We start from the raw sequence: 26140 nt of genomic DNA, 5'->3' as shown, positions 1-26140 counted from the left end.
GATGTAGGCCTACATCCCACTGCCCACTCGATGAATGGGCAGAAGTGATGCTTTCGTTGTTGCTCGCGTCCGGTTCCGGGTCATGTGTCCGTTCGGTTAACACCTCGTCCGCCGTCGCAGATCAAAAGGGCGATGCGACTTTCGACCCTTGAAGATAAAAGTAGCAGTGCTTATATTTTATGTAAATAGCACTGCTAATAATATTTTTGCTGGGCGTAAAAAAACCCGCGCTGGCGGGTTTTTGATGCTTCGGCTTTTTAGCTGCAACCCAAACACATGTCGAGCGTGCCGGGTTACTTCGCCTTGGCGTTTTTAATGTCGCTTATGATTTGCTGCGCAATAGCTTCAACCTGCTTTTTGGTCATGGCTGACATGACACCCTCCCACGCAGACGATGACGTGTCATAGGTCCGGGTGCCAATCAGGCGGCCCGACTTCAAGTCTGAGTAATCTGCGCTTGAGTTGACCCAGGCGTTACCGACCATCACGCCGGCACCGTAGCGCGCACCTGGCGTCAGGTATCGAAAGTTGGTCACGTTGATCTTGATGTCAACACCGTCTTTGCCGGAGGGGCTTAATGCCTGAGTCTCGGAAAGGCTGTAGCCCGCTCGAGTAGCTTCGTTTTGCAGGGCCGCATTCCATTCCTGTTTTAAGCGAGGCCAGTCTTCGTTCTGCTGAACCTTGCTATTCCCTTGGAAGTTAACGACCAGGTTTTGCTTGGCTGATTCTTGAATAGCCAGCGTTTCAGTGCCGCCGCTTTTTACGGAAGCTGCACAGCCGCTCAGCAGCGAGATGGCAATGGCGCATGACAGGGAGAACAAAAGCTTAGTGTTTTTCATTGAATTTCCGTATCCATAAAGAGTGGGTTGCTTTCATAAAACTGCTGACCGATCCGGGCGCATCATTGCGTATACATCGCTTACCGGGCATGTGAACGTCAATCAGCGGGCAAACATCCCCCACCAGAACACGTGGCCCAGGATCACGATTTGCTGCTCCTGGATCTCTGCGAAGGTGTAGTCCTCATCCGGATGCTCGTCGCGATTGAAGCTGCGCAGGCGGATGCCCGACGGTAGGCGGTAAACCTGTTTCACCCGTAGCTGACCGTTGTGGTTGATGGCGTACATGTCGCCGTCAACGATATCGCCCAGTGAGCTCTTGCCTATGTTGATGCCCACGGTTGCGCCGTCACGCAGCACTGGCAGCATGCTGTTGCCGCTGACAACCACGCACTTCGCGTTGCTGAACTGAACGCCGTTATGGCGAAGGTCCTTCTTGAAAAAGCGCAGCCGGGCACTGTCGCTTTCCTCAATCACGAAACGGCCTGATCCGGCCGCCAGTTCCACTTCGCGCAAGAAGGGAACGTAGACCTCATCGTCATCCAGGGGAGTGTCGTCATCCCAAGGCTGGATGTCCGACATCAATACGCTTGGCTGGATGCGCGCGGAAGGCTGGACGCTGGCAACGGTCGACATCAGGCGCTGGCTTACTTCACTGGCATCGAAGCGCAAGGCTTTTGCCAGTTTCAGGAGTGCCTCGACGTTCAGTGGAACCTTGCCGGTTGCATATTGACTGAAGGCGCTTTGGCCAGACCATCCGCAGGCCTCAGCCACGTCCGCTTGAGTGAGATTTGATCCAGCCGCTTTGGCAGCAGACTTTCGCTGGTCGTAAATAGCCTTGAGCCTGGTGCTTTCGGCGACTTCTTCAGGGGTGAGGGGGCGGCGTGTTTTCATGGCGACAAGAGTATTAGCAGAACTGATATTTTTGCAAATAGCTCTGCTAGTAATTTGTTGTTCGTAGGAGCAGCGCTGCTGCTATCAAGGGTGAATTATTACATTCAGAGTCGCATCATTGGCAGTGGACTCAGTGGGTTCGTTAGCAGTCGCTTGAGCGAAAGCTGAACTAAGCGAAAGTGAAATCCGGCATCAGGAAAGGCCGAAAACACCTCACGTCGCTTCTGTCGCGAGAGTCCAAAAGCAACCACTCCGTGGGATACGTCGATCCAGTCGGCTTTCCGAAAAACCTCTGCAAGGTTCTGTGGATCGCTATGGGACCGAGTTATTTTATGGTGGTTGTGAATGATCGAGATAATTTCTTCCGCCCAACCCAGCTTATCGATTTCCCGAAGGAAGTCTTTTGCCAATTGCTCTGACGGGGGCAAATAATCAAACGTCTTGGCCGTCCATATGCCAAGGTCATGAAATACCCCGGCCACAACTATTTTTTCCAGGTCTACAGCATCCAGCATGTTGAGCGAGCAACAAAAGTTGATGACTCGGTACACATGATTTCGGTATCCGGTGAAGTCATTGCCGAGGTATCCGGCATAGCGCTGAAGCAGCTCGTCCAGCAGCTCAATTTTGATGAGCAATATTCCATCCTCCTTGTTTGGAGGTGACTACTTTATAGGCTTGGACGCGCACCTGCACGGATCCCCCAACTGACGACAAAGCCGCATCAGGTTTTCCGCCTTCGCTTCCAGCCAATCAATCCAGCCAGGTCGTCTTCGCTCACCGCAGGCAGCAGAAGGTCGTCGTATTGGAACTGAGCCTTGCGTTGTGCCGACATGGGCGCCTCCAGGGTGGCGGGATGAGTTGGATGGTGGCGTGTTGAGAATTTACATCTAAGATGGCTAGCTGATTTGAGTGACCAACCAGGGAGGGTGATATGAAGCCAGCAATCAATGCGGTGATCATTTATGCGAAGGATGTCGCGAAGACATCTGATTTCTACACGCGGCATTTTGGGTTTTCCGCATTGCCGGAGCTCAATGGCATCACGGAACTGACTTCGTCGGCGGGTGGCGCCAAGCTACTTCTGCACAAGGCGGCCAAAGGCCTGAAGAACGGTCAGGCGTGCGTCAAAATCGTTTTTGACGTGGATGACGTTCAGGCTTTCAAGGAGACCTCGGCAGAAAGGGGGCTGCTTTTTGGCCCGACACACGAGGCAGAGGGGTACAGTTTTTCCAATGCCAAAGATCCGGACCAAAATAATGTCAGCATTTCCAGTCGTGCATTCAGATCGTGACCTGATCCAAAATCACTCGGCTGCTTTCATCCGTTCCGCTGGTTGCCGGTGGGCGCGGAGGGGAGTGCTGGTGTATTGGGTTTGGGGCAGGAGGAAAGCAGCCCCATCAGCCATCTACCTCGCTGTGTATACACCCAGCCTTCAGCCGGGACGTGTGCGTTTCAATGAAGAACCCTGCGGCTCTCTCCAATCCTGATCCGATCCAACGCCCGGTTTAACGCATCCAAGGCATCGAGGAGGGCTTTCGCCTCGGCTTCCCGGCCATCGCCCCAGAGGCGTTCAGCCATTTTGTTCAGCGCCTGGATAGAGCGCTCAATGTCAGCAGCAGTCGCTGCTTTGCTTTCCTGATGTTTCTTTGGCATTGATCAACCCTTCTTCAGGGCGTTGCTTCATCAGCTTCAGTGCGAATACAGCGCCCACCATAACATGTGTCCGATGATGCTGATCTGCTGCTCCTGGATCTGTTGGAAGGTGTAGTCCTCGTCCGCTATTGCTGGGCAGTCTCATCGTGTATGGCCTGGCGACCATGGGTTGCCTGTTCGCCTGCAGGTGCAGTGGAGATTGCTGCTCAGGCATGGCGAGCGAGAGGTCATGGTCTGTCGCTATCCTGGTGTGGTCAGGGCCGGGTTGGTGACAGCGCATATCACGGCGCGATTTGCCAGGATGATCGGTAGTGCGCTGGCAGAGATCAGATTGCAAAGGCTATAGCTCATCGTTCGGCTGTGAGTCGGTAGGCGTCCCGCCGTGGTCCCTATGCAGATGGCCTTGTCCCGCGTGCCAGGCCGCACGGAGGACATGGGCTCATGATTTAGAACTCCGTTACGACGGTTACGCCGGCCGTCTCGAACCGGTCCATGTTCATCAGCGCGTCGATGGACTGCTCCAGGCTGATGGTTTTACCAACGAGTTTTTCTGGGGCCAGTTTTCCGGAGGTGATCATCTCGATCATGGCATCATAGCGATGTGCTTGCATGCCATGGCTACCGTAGATCTCCAGCTCGTACGCGATGACCTTGCTCATCGGGATCGGCGGCCTGGCGTGGTCGGCGAGCATCAAGCCAACCTGGACGTGTTTGCCGCGACGGCGAAGGTTGTTAATGGAGTTGAAGCAGGTGGTCGGGTGCCCCAATGCATCCAGCGATACGTGGGCTCCGCCCTTAGTGATTTCCAGCACGGCCTCAGTGACGTCCGCAACGCAGTTGGCATTCACGGTTGCAACGGCACCGAGCGAGCGCGCCAGCTCGAGTTTTTTCTCCGAAATATCGATGGCGATGACGTTCGCGCCGATAGCTTGGGCGATCATAATTGCAGACAGGCCCACCCCCCCACAACCATGAACCGCTACCCACTGGCCGGCGCTGACTTTGCCTTGGTCAACGACTGCACGGAACGAGGTGGCAAAGCGACAACCCAGACTGGCGGCAGTAGCAAAGTCCATGCTCTCAGGCAGCGCGACCAGGTTCAGGTTGGCCTGATGTATACCGACGTATTCAGCGAATGAACCCCAGTGAGTGAAGCCGGGTTGGAACTGCGTGTAGCAGACCTGCTGGTTGCCGCTGTTGCACTCGGGACAAGCACCACACCCACCCACGAACGGTACGGTCACACGGTCGCCGACCTTCCACCTGGTGACGTCCTTACCCACTTCAGCCACGATGCCCGCAAGCTCGTGTCCGGGGACATGTGGCAGTTGGATGTCCGGATCATGCCCCTTCCAGCCGTGCCAGTCGCTGCGGCAGACACCCGTGCCCCGCACCTGTATCACAACGCCGTGACACTCCGGGGTCGGGTCTTCGACGTTCATCAGACGCGGCGGCTTGGAAAAGGCTTCGTAAACGACTGCTTTCATGAAAGTCACCTCTGCTTGGATAATAAGTCCTCACACCTCTAGCGGGTGCGAGTTCAACTTTATTCTTAATGTCCATAATGGCGATTAAACTCAGCCATTATTTGTATGATGAAACTCAACATACATAGCTGCGTACAGCTCAAGCCCTCAAATTCGAGGCCCCATTAATTTTTGATTAATCTGTTGTGTGGAGCAGCACGGCGCGCTTGGGCTTCCATGCCAAAGGGGTCATCGAACAACGCGTGGTGAACGACAAACCGACGGTGCGGTTGGGGTTCCTGCTGCAGAAGAGTGGGGTGGCGTTCTATCAAGGTCTTGCCCAAGCACTGTCCAACGCCTCGGCCACGTTCGCGCGAGCGCGCATCCGCGTGGTCATCGGATATCTGGACGACCTTGACCCGGGAACGGTGGCCCAGCGCATCCTGGCGCTGGGTGATCAGGTCGACGGCGTGGGAGTGGTGGCGGTCGATCACCCGCTGGTGCGTGAAGCCATCGCCCGCTTGCAGGCCGCGGGCGTTCCGGTGGTCGCGTTGATTTCGGAACTGGCCAGTCCAGCGTACGTCGGCCTCGACAATCGGTTGATGGGGCGCACGGCGGGGTGGTTCGTCACCCGATTGGCAAGGCAGCCGGGCTCGGCAGCGGTGATGGTCAGCAGTCAGCGTTTCCAGTGCCAGGAGTTGTGCGAGTTGAGCTTTCGCAGTTACCTGTCGAATCATTGCGTCGGATTGGGAGTTGCTCGCCTCACGTCTGACGCTTGAGGACGATGATTTCGCGTATGGCAATGCGCTGGATTTGCTGAGTGGAGAACCCGATCTCGCCGCCTTGTACGTGGCCGACGGCGGTGTCGCAGGGGTACTGCGCGCACTGCGCGAGCTCAAACAGCAGCAGATCAGGCTCCCGGTACAGGTCTCGCGCCAGGCAGCGCTGGCAGCATTGAGGGTGTAACCCGGAAAAACTTGGCCGAATGCAACGACACCCAGTCGCCCTGGTAGGTGTTCCTCAGTGAGATTAATTCCTCGACCTGCTCGGCCAACGGCTTGTGCGCGAAAATCTTGGCGGTGCCGCAGACACGCAGGCTCAAATCGCCGCGCTCATACGCGGTCTGATAGTTCTGTAACAGGTTGCGGTTCACCATCGCATCCAGAACCCCGGTGATGCCTCGGCTATTGAAGGCGCGGCTGTATTGCTTCATCGCAACCAGGTAGTCCTCTTCGCTGTAGGCCGGAGCAAGACGGTGCATGGCCCAAATCGCATCTTCACTCAGCCAGCCCTTGGGGCTACCGTCCTCCAGGCGCAGGTAGTGGCCGTTTTCCGGCTAGGGGCTACCCGGCTTTACATCGGCCAGGGCAAATGCGGCGCTGTTGGCCCAGCCGTTGTGGTAATCATTGGCGAAGATCAGCGCCGGGCGACTGCCGGTGACGCTGTCCAATAACTCTTTAGTCAGTTGGTGTGGGCTGAACCGCGAGGAGGAAAAACCGACCCCTCGAATCCACGGTTTTTGCGGGTGAGCGTCGGCAAATGTCTTGATGAGACGAAGCAGGTCTTCAAGGCTCTGCGCTTCATAAAGCGATGCGCTGTGGTAGAAATCCGCGCTGCTCAATTGAAAGTGCACATGGGTGTCTTGCAGACCTGGCAGTATGACCCGGCCTTGGGCGTCAATGCGCTGGGTATGCGCGTCCGTGAGGCGCTCGATATCGGCATTGCTGCCCACCGCGAGGATGCGACCGTTGCGCACCGCGATGGCCTGAGCCACGGGGTTATCGACGTCCATCGTGTGGATTTTCGCGTTGGTGATCACCAGTTCGGCCATCTGGGACATACAGGCTCCGTTCAAGCAAGCGGCGCTGCGGGCTGAAACAACTCAACGTTGTGAGCCTGAGCGCAAGGCTGATGACCCACGGGCCATCAGCGGGGATGGACGAAGCAGGCAGCACTTCGTCATCGGTTGCAGGGGGCGTTTGGGTCAGTTGGCGCAGGCCCCGGTTACGGCCTTGCCGGCAAATCTGTCCTTGATCCACGCCGTCACGTCGGCGAGCGATGTTTGAAGCATCCCCACATGATCGCCAGGGTACGAGCGCAGTACGAGGGAGTTGCCTGCTGCGCAGGTCTTCTTTGCCTGAGCTTCAATCACGGCAGGCGGCGTGGCGTCGTCAGCTGTGCCGATGGCAACCAGCAAGGGGCCGGCAGTGGCCTTGTTACCCACCTGGTTGATCGCAAAAAAATCAGACACATAGGGTTGGCGGGACCAGTCTGTCTTCAGCACACTGCCGGGCTTGGCCTGTGCGAACGCCGCTTGCGCATAGAAGTAGCAACCCTTGTTCACCAGGTCGTCGTACCGTGCCGCCGCGTCAGGGGTGAGCATCGTGTTGATGTCAAACTTTGGAAATTGCTGCTTGATCGCCCGGGCCATGTAAACGGGGTAGAACAAGGCGCCCGGTTGTTGGGCGTTAGCCTCAAGCAGATCGGCTCCGCCAACCGCTGGCGCGAGGGCCACGGAAGCCAGGTAATGAGGATCCTTGCGCGAGGCTTGCTGCTCGGCAACCCCCCACACCGCCTGACCCCCTTGTGAGTGACCGATCGCGACCCATTTCTGCGTAACGCCTTTCACCGCAGCCTGAGCCGCAGGCACCGCGTTGATGACATCCGTGGCGTTGACGATTTTGTTCATGTAGCCGTGGCCGCCTTTGGTGGCCAGGCCTGCATAGTCAACGGCCAGCACTGCAAAGCCCTGTGCCAGGAGTGGCATGACGTTGTAGCCGATATCAACCGAGTTCGAGGCGCCACACATTTGTCCTACGCCCATGGTGCCGTGAGCCCAAACCACCAGCGGGAAACCGCCCTTTGGCGCGGCGCCGGCCGGTTTGATCAGCACGGCGGAGGCGATCGTAGGGCTCTCATACAGGTCGTTGGACCAGTAGAGAATGCGGGTGGCGGACGCCCCCTTGGGAAGATGGTAGTCCTCAGCCTGCTCCGAGCGGATCAACTGACCTGGCGCGCCCGGTGCTCCCGTGGGCTTGTCCCAGAATTTGCCGGTCGGAATAAAAAGCGAGGATTCAAACTTGACGGCGTCCTCGACGCTATTTATGGGTGGAAGCCCGGCAAACGTAGTCGACAGCCAGAAAGAAGTAACGAGTGCTGCCAATGAAGCCGATAGTGATTGGCGTCTGTTCATAACATTCTCAAGAGTCAAAGTGTATGGGGTTTTAAGAACAAGAGATTGGCTTAAAACGAATGGGCGAGGCGGATGGCCGCTGTATAACCCTGCGCTCTATTTTCGGCGTCGAATTCCTTGTAGACATGAAACCAGACTGGAATGCTGCCGGGCTTGAAGTAAGAAATGGCAGGGCCGACAGCAATGACTCTGGAGCGGTTGCCATTCTCCAGGTTGGGCGCATTGTCATCGCTGAGCTGCCGGTAATAATAACCACCGAGGCCTACCGTCCAGTCGTTGATGTGCTGGCCTACGGCAAATTCATGGCGATATTCCACGCCGGATTTATAATCGGTGTCATGGTTCCTGGTATTGAAGTCCAACTGGAAACTTGATGAAACTTCCAGTCCGTGTTCAGAAATCCAAGTACCGTTGAGAATAGGCGAAAACGTCCAGTGATTGACCCCGGAGTTCATAAAGCGGTCTTTATCATAATCCCCTGTGGGCGCTTGAATTTGTAATTGCGCGTTGATGCCTATATTCGGCGCTACATGCCACTGAAGCATGATGGGCAGAATTTGTAGATCCGCCTGCCTGAATATATCCGACTTGGTTTCAAAAACGGTCTGCCCGCCGGCATTGACTTTCAAGTCACCGTTCATCTTGAAAAACGGCGCCACCGCGCCAAACCCATAGTTGGCGCCGAGAATCGTCGCATCGGTCATGCGCAAATAAGCCAGCGAAAAAGACAGCACACTGACGGAAATGTCATTGCCGGTGTCTTTACCGTGACTGTCTTTCTGCAACGTTGTTTTATAGAACGCGGATCGACCGGCAATTGTCCCATTGGGCGTGGGAGGTGGTAAAAAGCCGGCACCGAAATCGTACACGCCATAGGCGGTAGTGGGAACGCCACTTTCTGTCGCATACGCTGCGCTGCCCCATACTGCAAAGGACAACACAACAGCGGCCCGAGCACTCATGCGGATCTTCATAATTAGTCGCCTGTAAGGATTATTATTGTTCTTCTTTCGCCACGGCTTTGTTGTTGTGGTTGCTCATTGAACGGCGAAGAAGCATGCATGCAAAAATAAAACATGGCCAACAAAGTTGGGTTGGTTTTACCCCGTGCTGTACCTGATGCAGGTTAGTTGCGAGGGTTTTTGGCAGTGGCTTCTAAGCGTTATCGATTTTAGTTGCCTTGTATAAAGGTCTTCTTTTGATGTGTCATGAGCCAACAATTATTGAGGCATCATCTAAGCATTTAGGGCGTTGCATACCCCGGTCGGTTGTGTACAGGGTGTGGCTATAGTACAAGAGAAAAAATCACCGTGAAGGCTAGCCTTGCTCACAATGCTTTTTCCAAAACGGAAATACCATGGATAAATTGGGTGCGTTCAGTACATTTTTGGCCATCGCTGACAGTGGCAGTTTTAGCCGGGCGGCCAAACAGCTAGGCAAAACGCCGTCGGCGATCACCAAAACAATAAGCCATCTTGAGGAGGACCTCGGCGTAAAACTGTTGGTGCGCAGCACGCATCACACAACCTTGACCGACGCGGGCTTTATCTACCTGAAGACGGCCAGGCAACTGGTGCTGAGCCTGGAAGAGGCGGAGGAAGAAATCAGTCAGTTGCGCGGAGGCATAAACGGGCCGCTTCGCATCGCTTCCCCGATGGCATTCGGCAAAGCTTTTCTCGCCGATGCCTGTGCCGATTTCATTGCCATTTATCCCAATATTCAATTGAGCGTGACCCTGGGGGATGTGCCAATAAACTTGGATGAAGGGGGGTATGACTTGGCACTCAGGGTGGGCGAGAGTGATCGAATCATTTCAAAAGTAATTGCGCGCAACACGGTTTTTCTCTGCGCCAGTCCTGCTTATCTGGCGCGTAAAAACATCACCATCAATCCCGATAATGTGCACACCCAAGATTGGTTGCTCTACAGAAACCCGCTGTTGAGCAGGAGCTATTGGCGTGCCAGTTATCAGGGTGAGCAGTTCAAGTTTCCATTCCCCAAGAAGCCCCTTGTGGAATGCGATAATTACGATTTTTTATTGACCCAGGCACTGGCCGGATGCGGTCTGTTAATTGTGCCGCAATGGAGTGCTGCGCCTCTGATTGCTCAAGGTCTGCTGGTTCAAATCATGCCTGACTACCTGATTGATCCCGAAGCCTTCGGACCCAACCTCGTGGCGGTGTACCCGAGCCATCACCGATCAACCCGCAAGGTCATTGCGTTCATTGAGCACGTGAAAAACTTTATAACCAGCCGGGCGTTGGATTAGCCGTTGCAATTGGTGTCGGATGGGGTATTGGCCCCGGGGAAACTCGCCGCTCACTGAGCGGCGTTTTTGTTTGCGCGTAGTTTGTTGGGCTGCGTCGAAAGAGAGATCAAAACCTCTGTTTTCCGTTCCGGCGCTTCCTGCGGAAGCTGCCTCTAAACCCGTTCTTCAGGCCTGTAGGTGTAGGCAAGAGACCATTCGAAAAGTTAGCCGCTGGTCGAAAAGCGATACTTCATCCAGGGTGTGGGCTGAAGTGTGGGCTGGCAGGTTTTTCCAAACCCCAGAAACGACAAAGCCCCGAATAATCAAGGCTTTGTCATATAAAGATGGCGGAGGCGATGGGATTCGAACTCATGGACCTGTTACAGTCGACGGTTTTCAAGTCCGAAGATTAATCCTTATATTTCAATATTTTAAGTTGGATTCGTTTCCGCAAGGCAGTATTCGTTAATGCTCTGGAGGCCTCTGAAATCAAGGGGTGGAAGTTTATTTGCGGAAACGAATTTGGCCGGTTTTTTGGCTTTCTGGGTGGGCTCATGATCGCCCTAAATTTCGTAGTTGCAACCGAGAGACTGCGCTTGGCCCAGAGTGTGTAAAAACGCTCTGACCTCATCGTCTTGGAACATCGACCTTTGGTGGCTGAGCGATCGCACGGTCAATGCGGCGGGTCGCATCGGTCGCGACGTGGAACAAGTCAACACCGTTTTTACAGTCTCTGGGATGGGCCAAAATCAGCCTTTTTTAGGCTAACAGCGCCTTCATCAAACCGTTGGCACCGATGATTTTCATGACCCGTTTCAGGTTGTAGGCGAGCACATTCAAGCTCATCTCCGCACTAACACCGGCCAGCTTCCGCGTCAGGAAGTGCGTCGCACCCATCCATTGTTTGAGCGTTCCGAAGGGATGCTCAACCGTCCGTTTTCGGACCCGCATCATCTCCGGGGCTTTGCTCAGCCGAAGCTGCATTTCCTCCAATACGGCTTCATGTTCCCAGCAGCGAATTCGTCGTTGCGTGCTCGGTGTGCACTGCGACTTCATGGCGCAGCCTTGGCAATTCGAACTCCAGTAGCGGTGTAACTTGAGGCCTTTTTCAACGCTGGAAAAACGCCAAATCAATGCCTCTCCAGCCGGACAAATGTATTCATTTTTTGAAGCGTCGTAGATGAAGACATCATTGTTGAAACGCCCATCGGCTTTGGCTGCTGAGGTCATCGGCTTGGGCACATAGGCGGTGATGTCAGCATCGTGACAAGCCAGGATTTGTTCGCTTTTGAAGTAACCTCGATCAGCCACTGCCGACAGCGTTTCTGACGCCATCGCCTCGCGGGCCTGCTTGGCCATCGAGCTGAGTTGATCGCGGTCGGAACCGACGTTGGTCATCTCGTGCGCAACGATCAGATGGTGCTGAGTATCGACCGCTGTCTGCACGTTGTAGCCAACGATTCCCGTGCCGCGCGTCATCATGGAGCGGCTGTCTGGATCGGTCAGTGAGACCTGTTTATCCGGAGATTCCTTGAGCTGGATTTCAATCGCTTGAAGCTCCTTCATTTGCGTTTTGAGCTTGGCGATTTTCTCTTCCAGCCGCACGGCAGTGGGCTCGGAAGCTGTGGGTTCCTGCCGATCGGCAGCATCGAGTGCCGTCAGGTAACGGTTGATGCTCGATCCAATTTCTTCCATTCGCCGCTTTAGTTTGGCGCTGGTGAAATTGCGGTCGCGGTTGTTGACTGCTTTGAATTTGCTGCTGTCGATGGCCACCAGATTTTCTCCGAACAATCCCAACTGCTGACACAGCACAACGAACTGGCGACAGACGCCTCGGATGGCCTTGCTGTTGTCTTTTCGGAAGCTGGCGATGGTCTTGAAGTCCGGCATCAAGCGCCCGGTCAACCACATCAGCTCAACGTTGCGTTGAGCTTCTCGTTCCAGCCGCCGGCTCGACTGAATGCGGTTGAGATAGCCGTAGATGTAGATCTTCAGCAGGATCGAAGGATGGTAAGCAGGCCGGCCTGTGTCAGCAGGAATAGCACCGTCAAAACCCAGATTGACCAGGTCGAGTTCATCGACGAAGACGTCGACTATGCGCACCGGATTGGTATCGTTGACGTAGTCGTCGAGGCTTTCGGGAAGTAAGCGATGTTCACCTTGGATGAAGCGCTTCATGGGCGATCCCTGCGATGAAATCCTCAGAAATTATAGCAGGGCTAACGGCGGTGTTTTGTTCAGGCATTGATGCGTTTTTCGACCGCCTGTAGTTGCCTTACCGGGTCCCAACCACTCGGTGACGCTTGAGCTTTGCTCCACCAAAGCATCCCTTTAGAGACCCATAATCTCCGTAAATCAGCATGAGCAGAAGTCGCGTCATCATAGCCAAACTGCGTACCGCAGGACGGGCAGATGCCAAACGAAGAGCAACCAACCTCGTCGTATGGAGGCTCTTCAAGCCCGGCGTATCCACAAACTGGACAAAGATATGAAACGTTGCCTGCAATCATCCAACCCCCGGATTTCTAGCCTCTAGCCCACGTTGTCGGCGTGCCTGCTGATCTCTGGAATTTTATTCTGATTCTGAGCAACTGACGTCCGACCTAGGCTGAGTAGAGCAAAACATTCCGGAGTGGAAGCTGCTAACAAGGGTTTTGACACACTCTGGACCAGAAGCGGACACCCATAAGCCTCCGACTTTCTCCTAGCGATTGCAGATTTTCTAGCTACGCTTTCCAGCAAGGGAATGGCGTAGATGCGGCCTCTCCTTAATTGTCAGGCAAGGGAGCCAATTTCTATGGATAGCATGCAGAACGTTTATCCATCAGCCACCGTCCTGGTGGTCGACGACACCCCCGACAACCTGATGTTGATAACCGAGTTGCTCAAGGACAGATATCGGGTCAAGGCAGCCAACAGCGGCGAGAAAGCGTTGCGTCTTCTCCAGGGCGACCCACTTCCCGACCTGATCCTGCTGGACATCATGATGCCGGGCCTGTCCGGCTACGACGTTGCCGAGCAGCTCAAACTTGACACCCGTACTCGCCACATTCCGATCATTTTCCTTACCGCCATGGCTGCCACCGAAGACGAGATTCGGGGCCTGACCCTGGGCGCTGCGGACTACATCACCAAACCGATTATCCCCCCGGTACTCGTGGCCAGGGTCGCGACCCAGATCAAGGTCAAGGCGGCTGCGGATTTCCTGCGTGACAAGAACGAATTTCTGGAGCAGGAGGTGCAGCGCCGCACCCGCGAGGTGACCGCTATCCAGGACGTCACCATCCACGCCATGGCATCGCTGGCCGAAACCCGCGACAACGAAACCGGCAACCACATTCGTCGTACCCAGCACTACATCAAACTGCTGGCCGAGCTGCTGCGCGAGCATCCACGCTTCCGCCACTTCCTCGACGAGGAAACTATCAAGCTGCTGTTCAAGTCGGCACCCCTGCACGATATCGGCAAGATCGGCATTCCCGATCGCATCCTGCTCAAACCGGGACGTCTCACCCCGCAAGAGTTCGAGATCATGAAGACCCACACTACGTTGGGGCGCGATGCCATCCAGCACGCCGAGGATCAGTTGGGGATAGGCGTCGACTTCCTTCTTCTGGCCAAGGAAATCGCCTACGGGCACCAGGAAAAATGGGATGGCAGTGGCTATCCGCAAGGGGTGGGCAACGACGACATCCCCATCAGCGCCCGTTTGATGGCCGTGGCGGATGTCTACGATGCGCTGATCAGCCGCCGCGTGTACAAGCCCGGCATGCCCCATGCGCAGGCGGTGGAAATTATCCGCGAAGGCCGCGGTTCGCATTTCGACCCAGACATCTGCGACGCCTTTCTGGCCAATGCCGAGCGGTTCCGGGAAATTGCCGCACGGTTCGCCGATAGCGACCAGGACATGGCCAAGCAGTTGGCCTCACTTGAGCAGATCGCTGAGCAGCCCTGAGCCCTTTGCATCATTCTGCACATCAAGCTAAACGAGGCGGTATATGAACAGACTGTTCGAGCTGCTCGAGCGCTTGTCTCTGCGCAGCAAATTGATCATCGGCTTCGCTGCGTTGCTGATATTGATCCTGATGCTGGGCGTGCAAAGCCTACGCACCCAATATTCACTCAGGTACGAAATGCAGCAGTTGTACCAGCAGGATTTGGTCGGTATCCAGCATGTGCAGGAGGTTCGGGTGCAGCTGCCGCATCTGTTGCTGGCACTGCAACGCGCCGTCGCTACCAGCAACGCGGACATCCGCATCAGCGCCAGGGCCCAGATGGCCGTCGCCCAGGAGCGTCTGCACGAGGCTCTGGAGCAGGTTCGCCCAACGCTGCGGCGACAAAGCAGCCTCAACAGCTTGTTGGCGTTTGAGGTGGTATTGCAGCGCCTGCAAAAAAATGGCGATGAAGCGTTGGAGTTGGCCGGCAAGGGTTCCCTGGGTCAGGCGTTGACGTTGCTCAACAGTAAGGAATTTCTCGCGCTGGAGCAGGAAAGCGATGGACTGCTCATCCAGATAGAGAAAAACAAAGAAGCCGACATCCACGATACGGCGAAGAATCTGGCCGAGTATGCGCAACGCAGCAGCACGATCACTTATGTATTGCTGCTGGGAGGTTCGACGCTGGCCTTGCTGCTGACCTGGCTGGTCAGCCGCTCCATCCGCGTGCCGCTGAACCGCGTACGCGCGGCGGTTGACGAGCTGGCATCCGGCAAGTTGGACAGCCAGATCCCTCACACCGACCTGCGCAACGAAACCGGTGACCTGGCGCGCGCCATCGCCACGCTGCAACTGGAGGCTTGTCAACTTGAGCGCCAGCGCTGGGTCAAAGCCCATGCCTCGCTCCTGCAAGTGGATCTGCAACAGGCGGAGACGCCGCAGCAGTTGGCCCAGGCTTTCTTTTGCCGCATCGCGCCACAACTGGGCATGTGCCAGGGGGCGCTGTACGTTCTCTATGAAGGTGCGCCACGCCTGCAATTACTGGGTGGTTATGCGGCGGACAGTGAGCACCCACTGCGCGCTGAGCTGGAACTCGGTGAAGGGCTACTTGGCCAGTGTGCATTGGATCGCCAACCCCGCCAGCTCAACGATCTGCCTGAGCAGTTCTGGCGTGTGCGCGCACAGTTGGGCGAAGCCCCTGCCAGCCATCTGCTGGTTCAGCCTGTGCTGCGTGGCGAGCGTCTGCTCGGGGTTGTGGAAATGGCCGGCTTTCGCCCGTTGGAAGAGAACGAGGCATTGCTGCTGCAGGAAGTGCTACCGAGGCTGGCCGGTGCCATGGCCATTATGGAGCGCAGCGAGGCGGCCCAGGCACTGCTGCAGGAAACTCGTCGCCAGGCTGACGAAATGGGTGCCCAGGCCCTGCAACTGGAACTCCAGGCCCAGGAGCTGGAGGCTCAGCAGACGGCACTGCGCGCCACCGAGGCGTGGTACCGCGGCATTATTGAGGCGGCACCGGACGGCATGCTGGTGCTGGGTGCCGACGGACGCATCCTGATGACCAACCCGCAGATGGATGCCCTATTTGGCTACGAACACGGCGAACTGATCAGTGCCAGCATCGAGCGTCTGGTGCCGCAGGCCGCCCGCGAGCGGCATGTTCGGCTACGCGACGGGTTCATTGCCAGCGGCGGAACCCGGCAGATGGGCGGCGATTTGAATGACCTGCATGGCGTGCGCAAGGACGGCAGCCTGTTCTCCGTGGAAATTGGTCTGTCCCATCTGCCCCGCTTGGAGGGGCGTGGCGTCTGTGTTTGTGCCTCAGTGCGCGACGTGAGTGAGCGCAGGGCGATGGAGGCCAAGCTACGTACTGCCAGCGATCGCCTGAATCTGGCGCAAGAGGCCGGCGACATCGGTCTATTCGACGTTGACCTAGTCAGCGGTAAAAACTATTGGACACCACAGCTCGAAGCGCTGTTCGGGCTTGAGCCTGGCGAATTCGGTGGCACTCTGGAGCACTGGAAGGCGTTGGTGCATCCCGATGACGTGGCGCGTATCAGTAGTACGTTCGAGAGCGCAGTCCAAAATGGCGATGACCGCGTCGAGTTCGACTTCCGCATCGTGCGGCAAAACGATGGGCTGGTGCGCACGTTCAAATCGCTCAACCGATTCTCACGCACGCCTGACGGCAAGCCATTGCGCGCAACCGGCATCAACATCGACGTGACTGCACTGGCAGAGGCAAGGGCGGCGGCCGAGGACGCGACCCAGGCCAAGAGCGAGTTCCTCGCCAACATGAGCCACGAGATCCGCACGCCAATGAACGCCATCATCGGCATGAGCCACTTGGCGCTGCGTACCGAACTGGATAATCGCCAACGCAACTACATTGAAAAGGTGCACCGCTCGGCGGAGAACCTGCTGGGGATCATCAACGACATCCTCGACTTCTCCAAGATCGAGGCCGGCAGGATGAACCTCGAACAAACCCCCTTCCGCCTGGAGGACGTACTCGACAGCTTCGCCGCCATGATCGGCCTTAAGACCGAGGACAAGGGCCTGGAGTTGTTGTTCCAGACCCAGCCTGAGTTACCCACTGCTCTGCTCGGAGACCCCTTGCGCCTGGGTCAAGTGCTAATCAACCTGGGCAACAACGCTGCCAAATTCACCGAGCGCGGCGAGATTGTGGTCGGCGTGGAAGAAGTTGGCACGCACGAGGAGCGCGTGCAGCTGCATTTCTGGGTGCGCGACACTGGCATCGGCATGACCGTCGAGCAGTGTTCGCGCATGTTTCAGTCGTTTAGTCAGGCCGACAGCTCGACCACGCGCAAGTACGGTGGCACCGGGCTGGGCTTGTCCATCTCGAAGAAGTTGGTGGAGTTGATGGACGGCCACATTTGGGTTGAGAGCGAGCCAGGGGTCGGCTCCACGTTCCATTTCCAGGTACGCATTGGCGTGCAGCAAGGCGTTCAGCCGCGTCGCATGTTCAAGGCCGACGAACTGCTGGGTATGCGGGTGCTGGTAGTGGACGACAACGCTAGTGCTCGTGAAATCCTCTCGGGCATGGCGCGCAGCTTCGGCCTGGAGGTGGATGTCGCGGAGAACGGTAGCCTGGCGCTGCACATGCTGGCCGATGCCGAGCATAAGGTGCTGCCCTACGATCTGGTGCTGATGGACTGGCGGATGCCCGGCATGGATGGCATAGAAGCCGTGAGTAGAATGCATTCCGCCAGCCTGATGCATACGCCGTCGGTCATCATGGTCACCGCCTTTGGCCGCGAAGAGGCACGCGAGGAAGCCGAGCGCCAAGGCATCCAGTTACCGGTGGTGCTGACCAAGCCAGTAACACCGTCCTCTTTGCTCGAAGCCATCGGTGTGGTGCTGGGTAAAGGCCCGCAGGGCGATACTCGGGCCGGCGAACGCTCCCAACAGAATGCCAGCACCGCAGCCAGCCTGAATGGAGCCCGGCTGCTGCTGGTAGAAGACAACGAGCTGAATCAGGAACTGGCCTGCGAGCTGCTGGAGAGTGTCGGAATACAGCTGCGACTGGCCAGGCACGGCCGGGAGGCGCTGGACATCCTGGCCGAGGATGGCAGCTTCGACGGCGTGCTGATGGATTGCCAAATGCCGGTGATGGACGGCTACACCGCCACCCAGAGGATTCGCCAACAACCGCGCTTTAATGCTTTGCCGGTGATCGCCATGACCGCCAACGCCATGGACGGTGATCGCGAGCGCGCCCTGAGCAGTGGCATGAACGACCATATATCCAAGCCACTCAATGTCGATGACATGTTCGCCACACTGGCAAAATGGATCAGGCCACAAGCTGCTCCAGCATCGCCAAATGTAGGCCTGTCGAATGGGCTGCCGGATCGTCTTGAGGGCATTGATATGGTTGCCGGCCTGGCGACCTGTATGGGCCGGCGAGAACTCTATCTGCGCCTGCTCTGCAAGTTTCGCGACACTCAGACAGGTTTTGCCGAGCAATTCCAGGCCGCACTGGCCGACTCGGATGATAGCGCGGCCGGACGTGTGGCCCACAGCCTGCGCGGCACGGCCGGCAACATCGGTGCCAGGGCCGTGGCGCAGGCCGCCGCGGTGCTGGAGCTGGCATGCCAGAGCGGCGAGCCCGCTATGGTGGTGCAAGAGCTGGCGACAGAGGTCGAGCGTTGCCTGCTGCCGACATTGACCGCTCTGGCCGGCCTCGCCGGAAACGCCCCAGCATCGATGGGCGAGGCCCAGCAGGATGGCCCCGAGGTGAGCGAGCAGTTGAACAGGCTCAAAGGTCTGTTGGCCGAAAGCGACACGGCAGCCATGGACGTGCTTACCGAGCTGCGCAATCTGTCACTCGATCGGACCTTCGCCAAGCGTCTGACTCTGGTCGCGGAGCAGGTGGAGCTGTTCGATTTTGATCGCGCCCTGGAACTGTTGCAGGACTGCTGAGTTTTACCAGGAAAGGAGCTACTGACCTCTTCTGGTAGCTAGAGACCGACTGGCTGGTTTGGGTCGGTTGCAGCCCTTCGCGACAGGTAGCAATCCGCCCAAAGCGGCCGCTTAATGGCAGGCGGGGGCGCTTGTCCAGGGTTACAGCATCCTGTATGGGATTTTAGAAGACATAATGTCTATATATGGAAATGGTCTGCAATCGCCGGATTTGACAACTGCATTGTTGAGCAAGGACTTCAGAGAGCTAATTGCCAACTCTTGATGTTTCATCGGGCCAACGTGTATAGCTTTGATGGCTTCAATTGGAAATGAAAATTTTTGAAAAGGTATAATCAAATCATTTTTCGTGCGATAGTAGACCTCTTTGTTATCAAGGGTTGATTGGGTGATCAGTCGCGCCCCACTCTCTTCTTTAAAGCTTTCGTGTTTGAAAAGGCATACAGAGTCTCCCAACTCCCAGATAACTCTTTGTTCTTCAATTGCGAGAGAATTGCTCCCAGATCGGGATACTTCTTTTAGATTATGTAGCGCCATTTCGATGAGTTCGTTCGCTAGTTTCTCCTTGGTTCCTATGTCGTAAACGCAGTCGTGAATATTTGGATTTTCTTCAAAGTGTTTTTCCTCGAATTCAATAGCATACAATCCGTATGAGCGCCATTGACTTAAACTATCGCGAGTGCGACTAAAAGATGTGACGAACATTTGCATATCGTCAAAGTCTGACAGTACATTGGATAGAGAAAAATCTGCTAATTTTCGTTTGGCATTTTTGTGGGCCTCATCATCTGTGTCTGTTAGCTCACGAATCACTGCCTCTATATGTTTCGCGCCGTCCGCTGCTTCCTCTGAATCATTTAAAAATCGAATATCCGTCAGCCAAAGCTGCTGGTCTCAACAATGCGTTAGCATCCGTATAATGAAAGAGAGACATGACTGTCCTTGAAAATTAGGTAGAGGGTGGCTAAGAATCATCGCGAAGAATCTCAGGAAATAGTTGCGCGTGTCCAATTCCTGGAGATTTTCTGTCAGTGGGGCGAAGAACATCGGATCTTCCGCTTTCCGACTGATGGATTAAGGCTGTTTCCTCTCGGTTCGTCCGGATTTAAGGTGATATTTTCGCTCATTCGCAACCTGAGGCGTCCGGAAAGGTGATGGGTGTCCTTGATGAGTCAATGGGAGATCGGGACGCGGCACGTTGTGGCCGATTACTGCCTGTCGCCGCCATCAGCAGCAATGTGTAGTTCTCCGACGATTATCGTTACGAAGCATGATCGTCAAATCCAATGCAATCGGTGGTCAGATGCAACGTAAATGGCTGGTCAGATCGAATGCAAACGAGTGAACAAGTCTGTGCAACACCCCTGCACCGGTCAGCAGTTAGCCGACCGAAAGGGCAGCCGCCTGCGCGATCTGTCTTCGCGACATGTGGCGATGATCCGCATTGATGCGATCTGGCTCGCCACCGACCCCATGATTATGCGCGCAGACACCGAAACCGCGCTGGCGCGGGTCTACCCACGCAACGTGTGTTGGCGGCCCGAGGCTATGTGAAACTCATCTCCAGCAGGTCGCAACGAATGGGGCGGCCCCTCTATTCTTATCGTTTTTTGCACCGAATCCATCGATGTCACCCTCGTCGCGAATACTTCGAGGTTTGGCCATGGTGCAAGATCAAGTCCGATGCGACGCGCCCAACTCAGCATTACGAATAGATAAGCGTCCGGCGCTGTAAAAGTCTCACCCATCAGGAAGCAACGGCCTTCTAGGCAGCGGTCAACATAGGCGAGGCGCGGTGATACGTGAACTTGGGTCACCGCTTGCCCCTCGACCGTCTTCGACAGAAAGTTGGCGGCTACGCCGCCGTGACGCTCAGGCGTGATGAAATTCTTGTGCAGCTCGGTTGCGATAAAACTGAGCCATTCCATTTCATGGTAACGCCGGACATCGTCTGGTGACGCAAGCAATGTTTTTGCGGGGGCAAGGTCAGCAATATAGGTGAGAATGACTAGGCATTCCGTCAGCATGTCACCGTCCTCTAGGCGCAGGGCTGGGACGTAAGATTTCGGGTTGATCAGGTTGTAATCGCCGTCAGTCCACGTTTTGGATGCCAGATCGACCCGTTCGGCTCGAAACGGCACGCCAGCCTCATGAAGCAGAATATGCGGCGCCATGGAACTCGCGCCAGCAGCATAGAATAAGGTCAACATCGTAGATCGCTCCTAAGTAATGACGATGTCATCTTCTCAAGCATCAAGAGCCGATAAAATGCGTGAAATCACAGGCGAAGCGTGCGGAAACACACCTATATGCTGAATTGGCAGGATCTCCAGTATTTTTTGGCTGTGGCGCGTCACGGCTCTCTGTCCGGTGCGGCGAATGAGTTGCGGGTTGACCATACGACAGTAAGCCGTCGCGTCTCGCATCTTGAAACTGCTACAGGACTCAAGCTTATTGATAGATTGCCTCGGACAACGCGATTGACCGAACAAGGTCGGTCTCTTGCTGACGTTGCGGCCTCAATGGAGGGTATTGCTCAGGATATTCAACGCCATGTGCGTGGGCAAAGCTCGGACGTTTCGGGAACGGTTGTCATCAGTGCCTTGCCGGTTCTTACTTCATTCGTCATCGCGCCTAGCTTGGCAAGCCTACGTTCGAATTACCCAGAACTGCATGTCGTCCTGAGTGCGACATCAGCAGTTGTGTCACTCGAACGTGGTGAGGCGGATATATCGTTAGGCTTTGTGCGACCAGATACGCAAAGCCGTATCGTCAGAAAAGTGGGGATGCTGCCGCTGGCCCTTTATGCCCATGCTGCAACTGAAAATACGTTGCCCGACACTTGGTCCTTCATCTGTTTTGAAACCAGCCTCGACCACATCCCCCAGCAGCGCTGGCTTCAGGACTTCGCTGGCGTGCGTCCTTTTGTGCTGCGGACGAACGACGTGCTGACGCAATATCAGGCTGCGAGATCGGGCCTCGGCCTTAGCCTGCTACCTTGCCTGCTCGGCGACGCGGATGCGGAACTGGTCAAAGTATCCGTGGATGCTCCCCCTTCACCACGTCCCCTATGGATGTCGGTGCACGCCGACATTCGCAAGTCTCCTGCGGTGCGGGTGGTGATGGATCACCTGGTTGCTACGTTTGCCGAGTTGCTGCCTGCCAGATAAGTGGACACCCGCGCAATTATGCAAGGTGCGACGGACGCTTCCTCCAGGTCGCACGCTACAACGCGTTCGGGGGGTAAGCAATGGTTAGGCGCAAGCCTGCACCTGCAACCCTAACCGGGCTTCTATACTTCCCCCCCGCCCTTGAGATAGTAGGTCATGGATGAAGGTCTTTAAGCACGCTACAAAGGCATGACCTCAAGAGAGCTGGGTAGCGACGTCAGCGCCGCCGATGAGGTCATGCAGCAAGCCATCGATACCTTGCGCCGATACCACGAAGCGCTTTCCTGCGCATCGTTAGGAGAACTCGAACGGCTGAAGGCAGATGCTGAGGCAAAATTCGCCAGTGTCAGCTTGTGCCAACAGCGCATCCTGTCCGGGCTCACCAAGCGACTGCATTGAGTCCAATGACCCTTCTGGTTTAACAATAACTATGACTGCTTCGTGGGCGAAGGCGCCGGCTCCGCTTTTCGCCTCAATCCGTCCTTGACGGCAGCGAGCCCATCGGCAACGACAAATGGTTTGATCGCGGGATGTCATCCAAAGTAATTAAGTCGTGGCGGAAAATATGCCGTCGAGTATGCCTTGCGAGCCACGCTGAACAAGGTGCTGTTTCGGGAACCTAATTTTCACCGGCTGCTTCTGGCCCAGAGTGTGTAAAAACGCTTCGCCATAATTGAAGTGTGCGCGTCTACGTTGAATCTGAAATTTATCGGCACGTCAGCAGATGTGGATTTCGCGTAGAAGCGCGATTTTCAGTCCGGTTTTGAGTACCTGTCGCGCTCAAAAACGTTTTTACACACCCTCGGCCGAAAGCGGTCTTTCACGACGGCCATTTAAGACGTGCAGACGATCCATCAATGCCAGAGCTCACGATTGTTCCAGTAAGGCAAACCACCTATTGATAGTGCACCCAAAATGTTGTGGTCACTTCAATATCACGACTACCCGGAAGTATCAGCTTACGCCTCCGATCCGGTGATGTTCCAGCAAGAAGTCCACGAACAATCGCACCCGCGCCGGCATTGCCGCCCCACCGACGAACACCGCATGAATCGGTTCCTGGTCCCTGGGGTTCCAGGCTTCCAACAGCGCAATCAGGTCGCCGCGCTGCAGATCCTCGCTCACGCTGAACTCACCGATACGTGCAATGCCGGCACCGACCCGCGCGAGTTGTGCCAGCGCTTCACCACTGCTGCATTCGATGTTGCCGCTGACCTTCAGGGAAAACTCTTTTCCATCGCGGATGAACGGCCAGTTGGGTTCGGCACGCCGGAAGTTGAAGCGCAGGCAGTTGTGCTGTAGCAGGTCTTCCGGTTCCTGGGGGATGCCGTGGCGCTGCAGATACCCGGGCGATGCCACCACTACCTGGCCGGTGTCGCCGATCCTGCGCGCGGTCAGCGGGCTGTCGGGCAGATGGCCAAAGCGGACCGCGACGTCGGCCTGCCCGCCGAGAATGTCGACCACTTCGTCGCCGAGGGTGAGGTCGACGACGATGTTCGGGTAGCGGGCGCTGAATGCTGCGACCAAGGGGACGATGGCGAGCCGCCCGTGGCCAAGGGCGGCACTGACCCGCAATCGCCCCCTGGGTACGCCCTGGTCGGCGATGGCTTCTTCGACCTCGTCCATGTCGGCCAGGATACGCCGGGCGCCGCGCAGGAACGCTTCGCCCTCGGCGGTGAAGGTGATCGCTCGGGTGGTGCGCAACAGCAGGCGGGTGCCAAGACGTTGCTCGGTACGCGCGATGATCCGACTGACTGCCGAGGGTGTCAGGCCCAGTGCACGCGCGGCGGCCGACAGGCTGCCTTCCTGCGCCACGGTGGTAAACACGCTCATTTCACCTGACCTGCCGTTGAAATCCACTTATGCCTCCTGCGCAAAGGTGATTACCAAAAATGCTATCTACCGCCTGAAAAGACTGGATCGTAGCATCAGCGGCATAGATAAGGAGCCTTCCATGCGTATCAATCCACCACTTGTCGCACTCGCCATCGGTGCCTTTGGCATCGGCGTAACAGAATTCTCCCCCATGGGCATGTTGCCGGGTATCGCTGCGGATCTGGGCGTTTCCATTCCCGCCGCCGGTTTGCTGGTCAGTGCTTATGCGCTGGGCGTATTGCTCGGCGCACCGCTGATGACCCTGACGACCGGCAGGATTCCCCGGCGCTATCTGCTGATCGGACTCATGGCGATTTTCACCCTGGGTAATCTGATGTCAGCCCTGGCCACCGATTACTACAGCCTCATGGTCGCCAGGGTGGTGACCTCACTGAACCATGGTGCATTTTTTGGCGTTGGCTCCATCGTCGCCGCCAGCGTAGTCGCCCCGGAGAAACGTGCAGGGGCGGTGGCGGCGATGTTCATGGGCCTGACCCTGGCGACCATCGGCGGTGTGCCGCTGGCCGCCTGGTTTGGCGAACTGTTCGGTTGGCGCACCGCTTTCTGGGGTGTTACCGGCCTGGGCGTGTTGACCATGGCCGCGTTGTGGTTCGCCCTGCCTAACCTGAAGACGCCGCAAAGCGTCGGTGTAATGGCGGAAATTCGGGTATTGGGGCGCGGCCCGGTGCTGGGCGCGCTGGCCCTGACCGTAGTCGGCTCGAGTGCAATGTTCACCGTCTTCACCTACATCGCGCCGATCCTCAGCAGCGAGACCCATGCGTCCACCGCCTTCATCACCGCCATGCTGGTGCTGTTCGGTGTCGGGTTGACGCTGGGCAACATGTGGGGCGGCAAGGCCGCTGACCGCTCAATAGATCGCACTCTGATCATCTCGCTGAGCGTGCTGATTCTCGTCTTGTTGGCGTTCACCGTACTGATGCGTTGGCCGCTGCCGGCTGCCGTAGCCATCCTGATTTGGGGTATCGCGAGCTTTGCCCTGGTGCCGCCGCTACAGATGCGCGTCGTGGAAGCAGCGAAGGACGCGCCCAATCTTGCCTCTGCGGTGAACATTGGCGCCTTCAATTTTGGCAACGCGATTGGCGCAGCGCTGGGCGGAGCGGTGATCAACGCGGGTCTGGGTTATCCGGCGATTTCCCTGGCCGGAGCGGCGATGGCAGGCCTGGGGCTGCTGATGGTGTTGGCTTTTGCCTGGCGCTCCAGAACGATTGAAGCAGCAGTGGTGTGACGAAGATGAAGGGGGAGTGATTCGTTACCATCGATGAGTGGCGGCAAGTGGTAGATTTCTGCCGTTGCTGACCGGCAGATACGGCCGAAAGCTGCCTACCACCCAATCTCAAACGCATCCTTCACTTTTTGGTCGAGCTATTTAATTTGGGGGGAGGAGGGGGCGGAGAGGTGGGTTGCGGAAATGGCCGAAAAGATGCGGAAACGATCCATAAAAAGAGGAGCAAAATTCCTGAATGCCAGAAACGACAAAGCCCTGAATAATCAGGGCTTTGTCGTATAAAGATGGCGGAGGCGATGGGATTCGAACTCATGGACCTGTTACAGTCGACGGTTTTCAAGACCGTTGCCTTAAACCACTCGGCCACACCTCCGTTTGCGTTGCGGGCGCCATAATACCTGAATGAAACACACTGTCAAACTCTCTGCATAGCTTGTTACAGAGCGTCTGTTATGATCTTTGCGACTGAACGTTTCAAACCAACAGGAGTGTCGCCATGCGCGAACAGGATTACGCAGTTAATAACAGCGTGCAGGCTGAGCAGCTAGAGGTTAGCCGCGTCCTGCGCAACACTTACGGCTTACTCGCCCTCACCCTCGCATTCAGCGGCGTGATGGCGTTTGTCGCGCAGCAGATGCGTGTCGGCTACCCGAATATCTTCGTGGTGCTGATCGGCTTCTACGGCCTTTTCTTTCTCACCAACAAACTCCGTGACTCGGCGTGGGGCCTGGTGTCTGCGTTCGCGCTGACCGGTTTCATGGGTTTCCTGCTCGGCCCGATCCTCAACCGTTACCTGGGTATGCAGGGCGGCGCGGAAGTGGTCAGTTCGGCCTTCGCGATGACCGCACTGGTGTTCGGCGGCCTGTCGGCTTATGTGCTGATCACCCGCAAGGACATGAGCTTCCTCGGCGGTTTCATCACAGCCGGTTTCTTTGTGCTGCTGGGTGCAACGCTGGCGAGCTTCTTCTTCCAGATCAGCGGTCTGCAACTGGCGATCAGCGCAGGTTTCGTGCTGTTCTCCTCGGTGTGCATTCTGTTCCAGACCAGCGCCATCATTCACGGCGGCGAGCGCAACTACATCATGGCGACCATCAGCCTGTATGTATCGATCTACAACCTGTTCATCAGCTTGCTGCAGCTGTTTGGCATCATGAGCCGCGATGATTAATCGTCGG

21 protein-coding genes, 1 tRNA gene and 2 pseudogenes are annotated in these 26140 nt (G+C 56.4%); 9 read left to right on the top strand and 15 right to left on the bottom strand.

Features of this window, described 5'->3' with window-relative positions; translation table 11 throughout:
* Positions 1-293: 293 nt before the first annotated feature.
* The 3 genes from ACZ3HH_RS01075 to ACZ3HH_RS01065 all read right to left on the bottom strand — a co-directional run bounded on the left by ACZ3HH_RS01075 (position 294) and on the right by ACZ3HH_RS01065 (position 2371).
* Complete coding sequence (locus ACZ3HH_RS01075; RefSeq protein WP_465802262.1) at positions 294-839, bottom strand: hypothetical protein; 546 nt, start codon at positions 837-839, stop codon at positions 294-296.
* 102 nt (positions 840-941) lie between these two features.
* Positions 942-1733 carry an XRE family transcriptional regulator gene (locus tag ACZ3HH_RS01070; protein ID WP_465802260.1) on the bottom strand — a complete coding sequence of 264 codons (792 nt, stop codon included), beginning with the start codon at positions 1731-1733 and terminating at the stop codon, positions 942-944.
* Between the two features lie 104 nt (positions 1734-1837).
* Positions 1838-2371, bottom strand: coding sequence for an HD domain-containing protein (locus ACZ3HH_RS01065; RefSeq protein WP_465802258.1), 534 nt, complete (start codon positions 2369-2371; stop codon positions 1838-1840).
* A gap of 296 nt (positions 2372-2667) precedes the next feature.
* On the opposite strand from ACZ3HH_RS01065, the gene ACZ3HH_RS01060 reads away from it, so the two are divergent.
* Positions 2668-3027, top strand: a complete 360-nt coding sequence (locus tag ACZ3HH_RS01060) for a VOC family protein (protein ID WP_367375216.1) — start codon at positions 2668-2670, stop codon at positions 3025-3027.
* Positions 3028-3188: 161 nt separating this feature from the next.
* On the opposite strand, the gene ACZ3HH_RS01055 is transcribed toward ACZ3HH_RS01060, so the two are convergent.
* The 3 genes and pseudogenes from ACZ3HH_RS01055 to ACZ3HH_RS01045 all read right to left on the bottom strand — a co-directional run bounded on the left by ACZ3HH_RS01055 (position 3189) and on the right by ACZ3HH_RS01045 (position 4876).
* Entirely contained in the window at positions 3189-3389 is a 201-nt protein-coding gene (locus tag ACZ3HH_RS01055; protein ID WP_007895617.1) for a hypothetical protein, read from the bottom strand.
* Between the two features lie 36 nt (positions 3390-3425).
* Positions 3426-3512, bottom strand: a pseudogene (locus tag ACZ3HH_RS01050) (XRE family transcriptional regulator); the annotation flags it as partial.
* 323 nt (positions 3513-3835) lie between these two features.
* Entirely contained in the window at positions 3836-4876 is a 1041-nt protein-coding gene (locus ACZ3HH_RS01045; protein WP_465802256.1) for a zinc-dependent alcohol dehydrogenase family protein, read from the bottom strand.
* 191 nt (positions 4877-5067) lie between these two features.
* Between ACZ3HH_RS01045 and ACZ3HH_RS01040 the strand changes: the two are divergent.
* Positions 5068-5785 (top strand): annotated as a pseudogene (locus ACZ3HH_RS01040) (substrate-binding domain-containing protein); the annotation flags it as partial.
* Here the strand turns inward: ACZ3HH_RS01040 and ACZ3HH_RS01035 are convergent.
* From ACZ3HH_RS01035 to ACZ3HH_RS01020, 4 genes are all read right to left on the bottom strand, one after another.
* Entirely contained in the window at positions 5766-6116 is a 351-nt protein-coding gene (locus ACZ3HH_RS01035; RefSeq protein ID WP_465802255.1) for a hypothetical protein, read from the bottom strand. The pseudogene ACZ3HH_RS01040 and the gene ACZ3HH_RS01035 overlap by 20 nt on opposite strands.
* Positions 6117-6191: 75 nt before the next feature.
* The gene (locus tag ACZ3HH_RS01030) at positions 6192-6695 is read right to left on the bottom strand and encodes an amidohydrolase family protein (RefSeq protein ID WP_465802253.1); all 504 of its coding nucleotides are present in this window, start codon (positions 6693-6695) and stop codon (positions 6192-6194) included.
* Between the two features lie 144 nt (positions 6696-6839).
* The gene (locus ACZ3HH_RS01025) at positions 6840-8048 is read right to left on the bottom strand and encodes an alpha/beta fold hydrolase (RefSeq protein WP_465802252.1); all 1209 of its coding nucleotides are present in this window, start codon (positions 8046-8048) and stop codon (positions 6840-6842) included.
* 50 nt (positions 8049-8098) lie between these two features.
* The gene (locus ACZ3HH_RS01020; RefSeq protein ID WP_465802251.1) at positions 8099-9022 is read right to left on the bottom strand and encodes a SphA family protein; all 924 of its coding nucleotides are present in this window, start codon (positions 9020-9022) and stop codon (positions 8099-8101) included.
* A 383-nt stretch (positions 9023-9405) separates the two neighbouring features.
* Between ACZ3HH_RS01020 and ACZ3HH_RS01015 the strand changes: the two genes are divergently transcribed.
* Positions 9406-10317, top strand: coding sequence for a LysR family transcriptional regulator (locus tag ACZ3HH_RS01015; protein ID WP_465802250.1), 912 nt, complete (start codon positions 9406-9408; stop codon positions 10315-10317).
* 738 nt (positions 10318-11055) lie between these two features.
* Here the strand turns inward: ACZ3HH_RS01015 and ACZ3HH_RS01010 are convergent.
* Positions 11056-12474: an IS1182 family transposase gene (locus tag ACZ3HH_RS01010; RefSeq protein ID WP_465802248.1), complete on the bottom strand. Its 1419-nt coding sequence runs from the start codon at positions 12472-12474 to the stop codon at positions 11056-11058.
* Between the two features lie 619 nt (positions 12475-13093).
* On the opposite strand from ACZ3HH_RS01010, the gene ACZ3HH_RS01005 reads away from it, so the two are divergent.
* Both ACZ3HH_RS01005 and ACZ3HH_RS01000 read left to right on the top strand, forming a co-directional pair.
* On the top strand, positions 13094-14251 hold the full coding sequence (locus ACZ3HH_RS01005; RefSeq protein ID WP_465802247.1) for a response regulator: 1158 nt from the start codon (positions 13094-13096) through the stop codon (positions 14249-14251).
* 43 nt (positions 14252-14294) lie between these two features.
* Complete coding sequence (locus ACZ3HH_RS01000) at positions 14295-18674, top strand: response regulator (protein WP_465802246.1); 4380 nt, start codon at positions 14295-14297, stop codon at positions 18672-18674.
* 141 nt (positions 18675-18815) lie between these two features.
* Here the strand turns inward: ACZ3HH_RS01000 and ACZ3HH_RS00995 are convergent, their stop codons facing one another.
* Both ACZ3HH_RS00995 and ACZ3HH_RS00990 read right to left on the bottom strand, forming a co-directional pair.
* Positions 18816-19487, bottom strand: coding sequence for a hypothetical protein (locus ACZ3HH_RS00995; protein ID WP_465802244.1), 672 nt, complete (start codon positions 19485-19487; stop codon positions 18816-18818).
* Positions 19488-20188: 701 nt separating this feature from the next.
* Positions 20189-20884 (bottom strand): glutathione S-transferase N-terminal domain-containing protein, encoded by a 696-nt coding sequence (locus ACZ3HH_RS00990; RefSeq protein ID WP_218433716.1) that lies wholly within the window; start codon positions 20882-20884, stop codon positions 20189-20191.
* Between the two features lie 99 nt (positions 20885-20983).
* Between ACZ3HH_RS00990 and ACZ3HH_RS00985 the strand changes: the two genes are divergently transcribed.
* Positions 20984-21844, top strand: coding sequence for a LysR family transcriptional regulator (locus ACZ3HH_RS00985; protein ID WP_465802242.1), 861 nt, complete (start codon positions 20984-20986; stop codon positions 21842-21844).
* Between the two features lie 189 nt (positions 21845-22033).
* Complete coding sequence (locus ACZ3HH_RS00980; RefSeq protein ID WP_218433842.1) at positions 22034-22243, top strand: hypothetical protein; 210 nt, start codon at positions 22034-22036, stop codon at positions 22241-22243.
* Between the two features lie 555 nt (positions 22244-22798).
* Here ACZ3HH_RS00980 and ACZ3HH_RS00975 read toward each other — a convergent pair.
* Positions 22799-23704 (bottom strand): LysR family transcriptional regulator, encoded by a 906-nt coding sequence (locus ACZ3HH_RS00975; protein WP_465802239.1) that lies wholly within the window; start codon positions 23702-23704, stop codon positions 22799-22801.
* 94 nt (positions 23705-23798) lie between these two features.
* On the opposite strand from ACZ3HH_RS00975, the gene ACZ3HH_RS00970 reads away from it, so the two are divergent.
* On the top strand, positions 23799-24965 hold the full coding sequence (locus ACZ3HH_RS00970; protein WP_465802238.1) for an MFS transporter: 1167 nt from the start codon (positions 23799-23801) through the stop codon (positions 24963-24965).
* A 285-nt stretch (positions 24966-25250) separates the two neighbouring features.
* Here ACZ3HH_RS00970 and ACZ3HH_RS00965 read toward each other — a convergent pair.
* A tRNA-Ser gene (locus tag ACZ3HH_RS00965) sits at positions 25251-25338 on the bottom strand.
* A gap of 123 nt (positions 25339-25461) precedes the next feature.
* Here ACZ3HH_RS00965 and ACZ3HH_RS00960 point away from each other — a divergent pair.
* The gene (locus tag ACZ3HH_RS00960; RefSeq protein ID WP_034147218.1) at positions 25462-26133 is read left to right on the top strand and encodes a Bax inhibitor-1/YccA family protein; all 672 of its coding nucleotides are present in this window, start codon (positions 25462-25464) and stop codon (positions 26131-26133) included.
* Positions 26134-26140 lie beyond the last annotated feature (7 nt).

This window comes from Pseudomonas sp. PME37.24/025 (genome assembly GCF_055556615.1).
The sequence above is the reverse complement of the archived record's forward strand: the minus strand, read 5'-3'. Positions and strand labels throughout refer to the sequence as shown.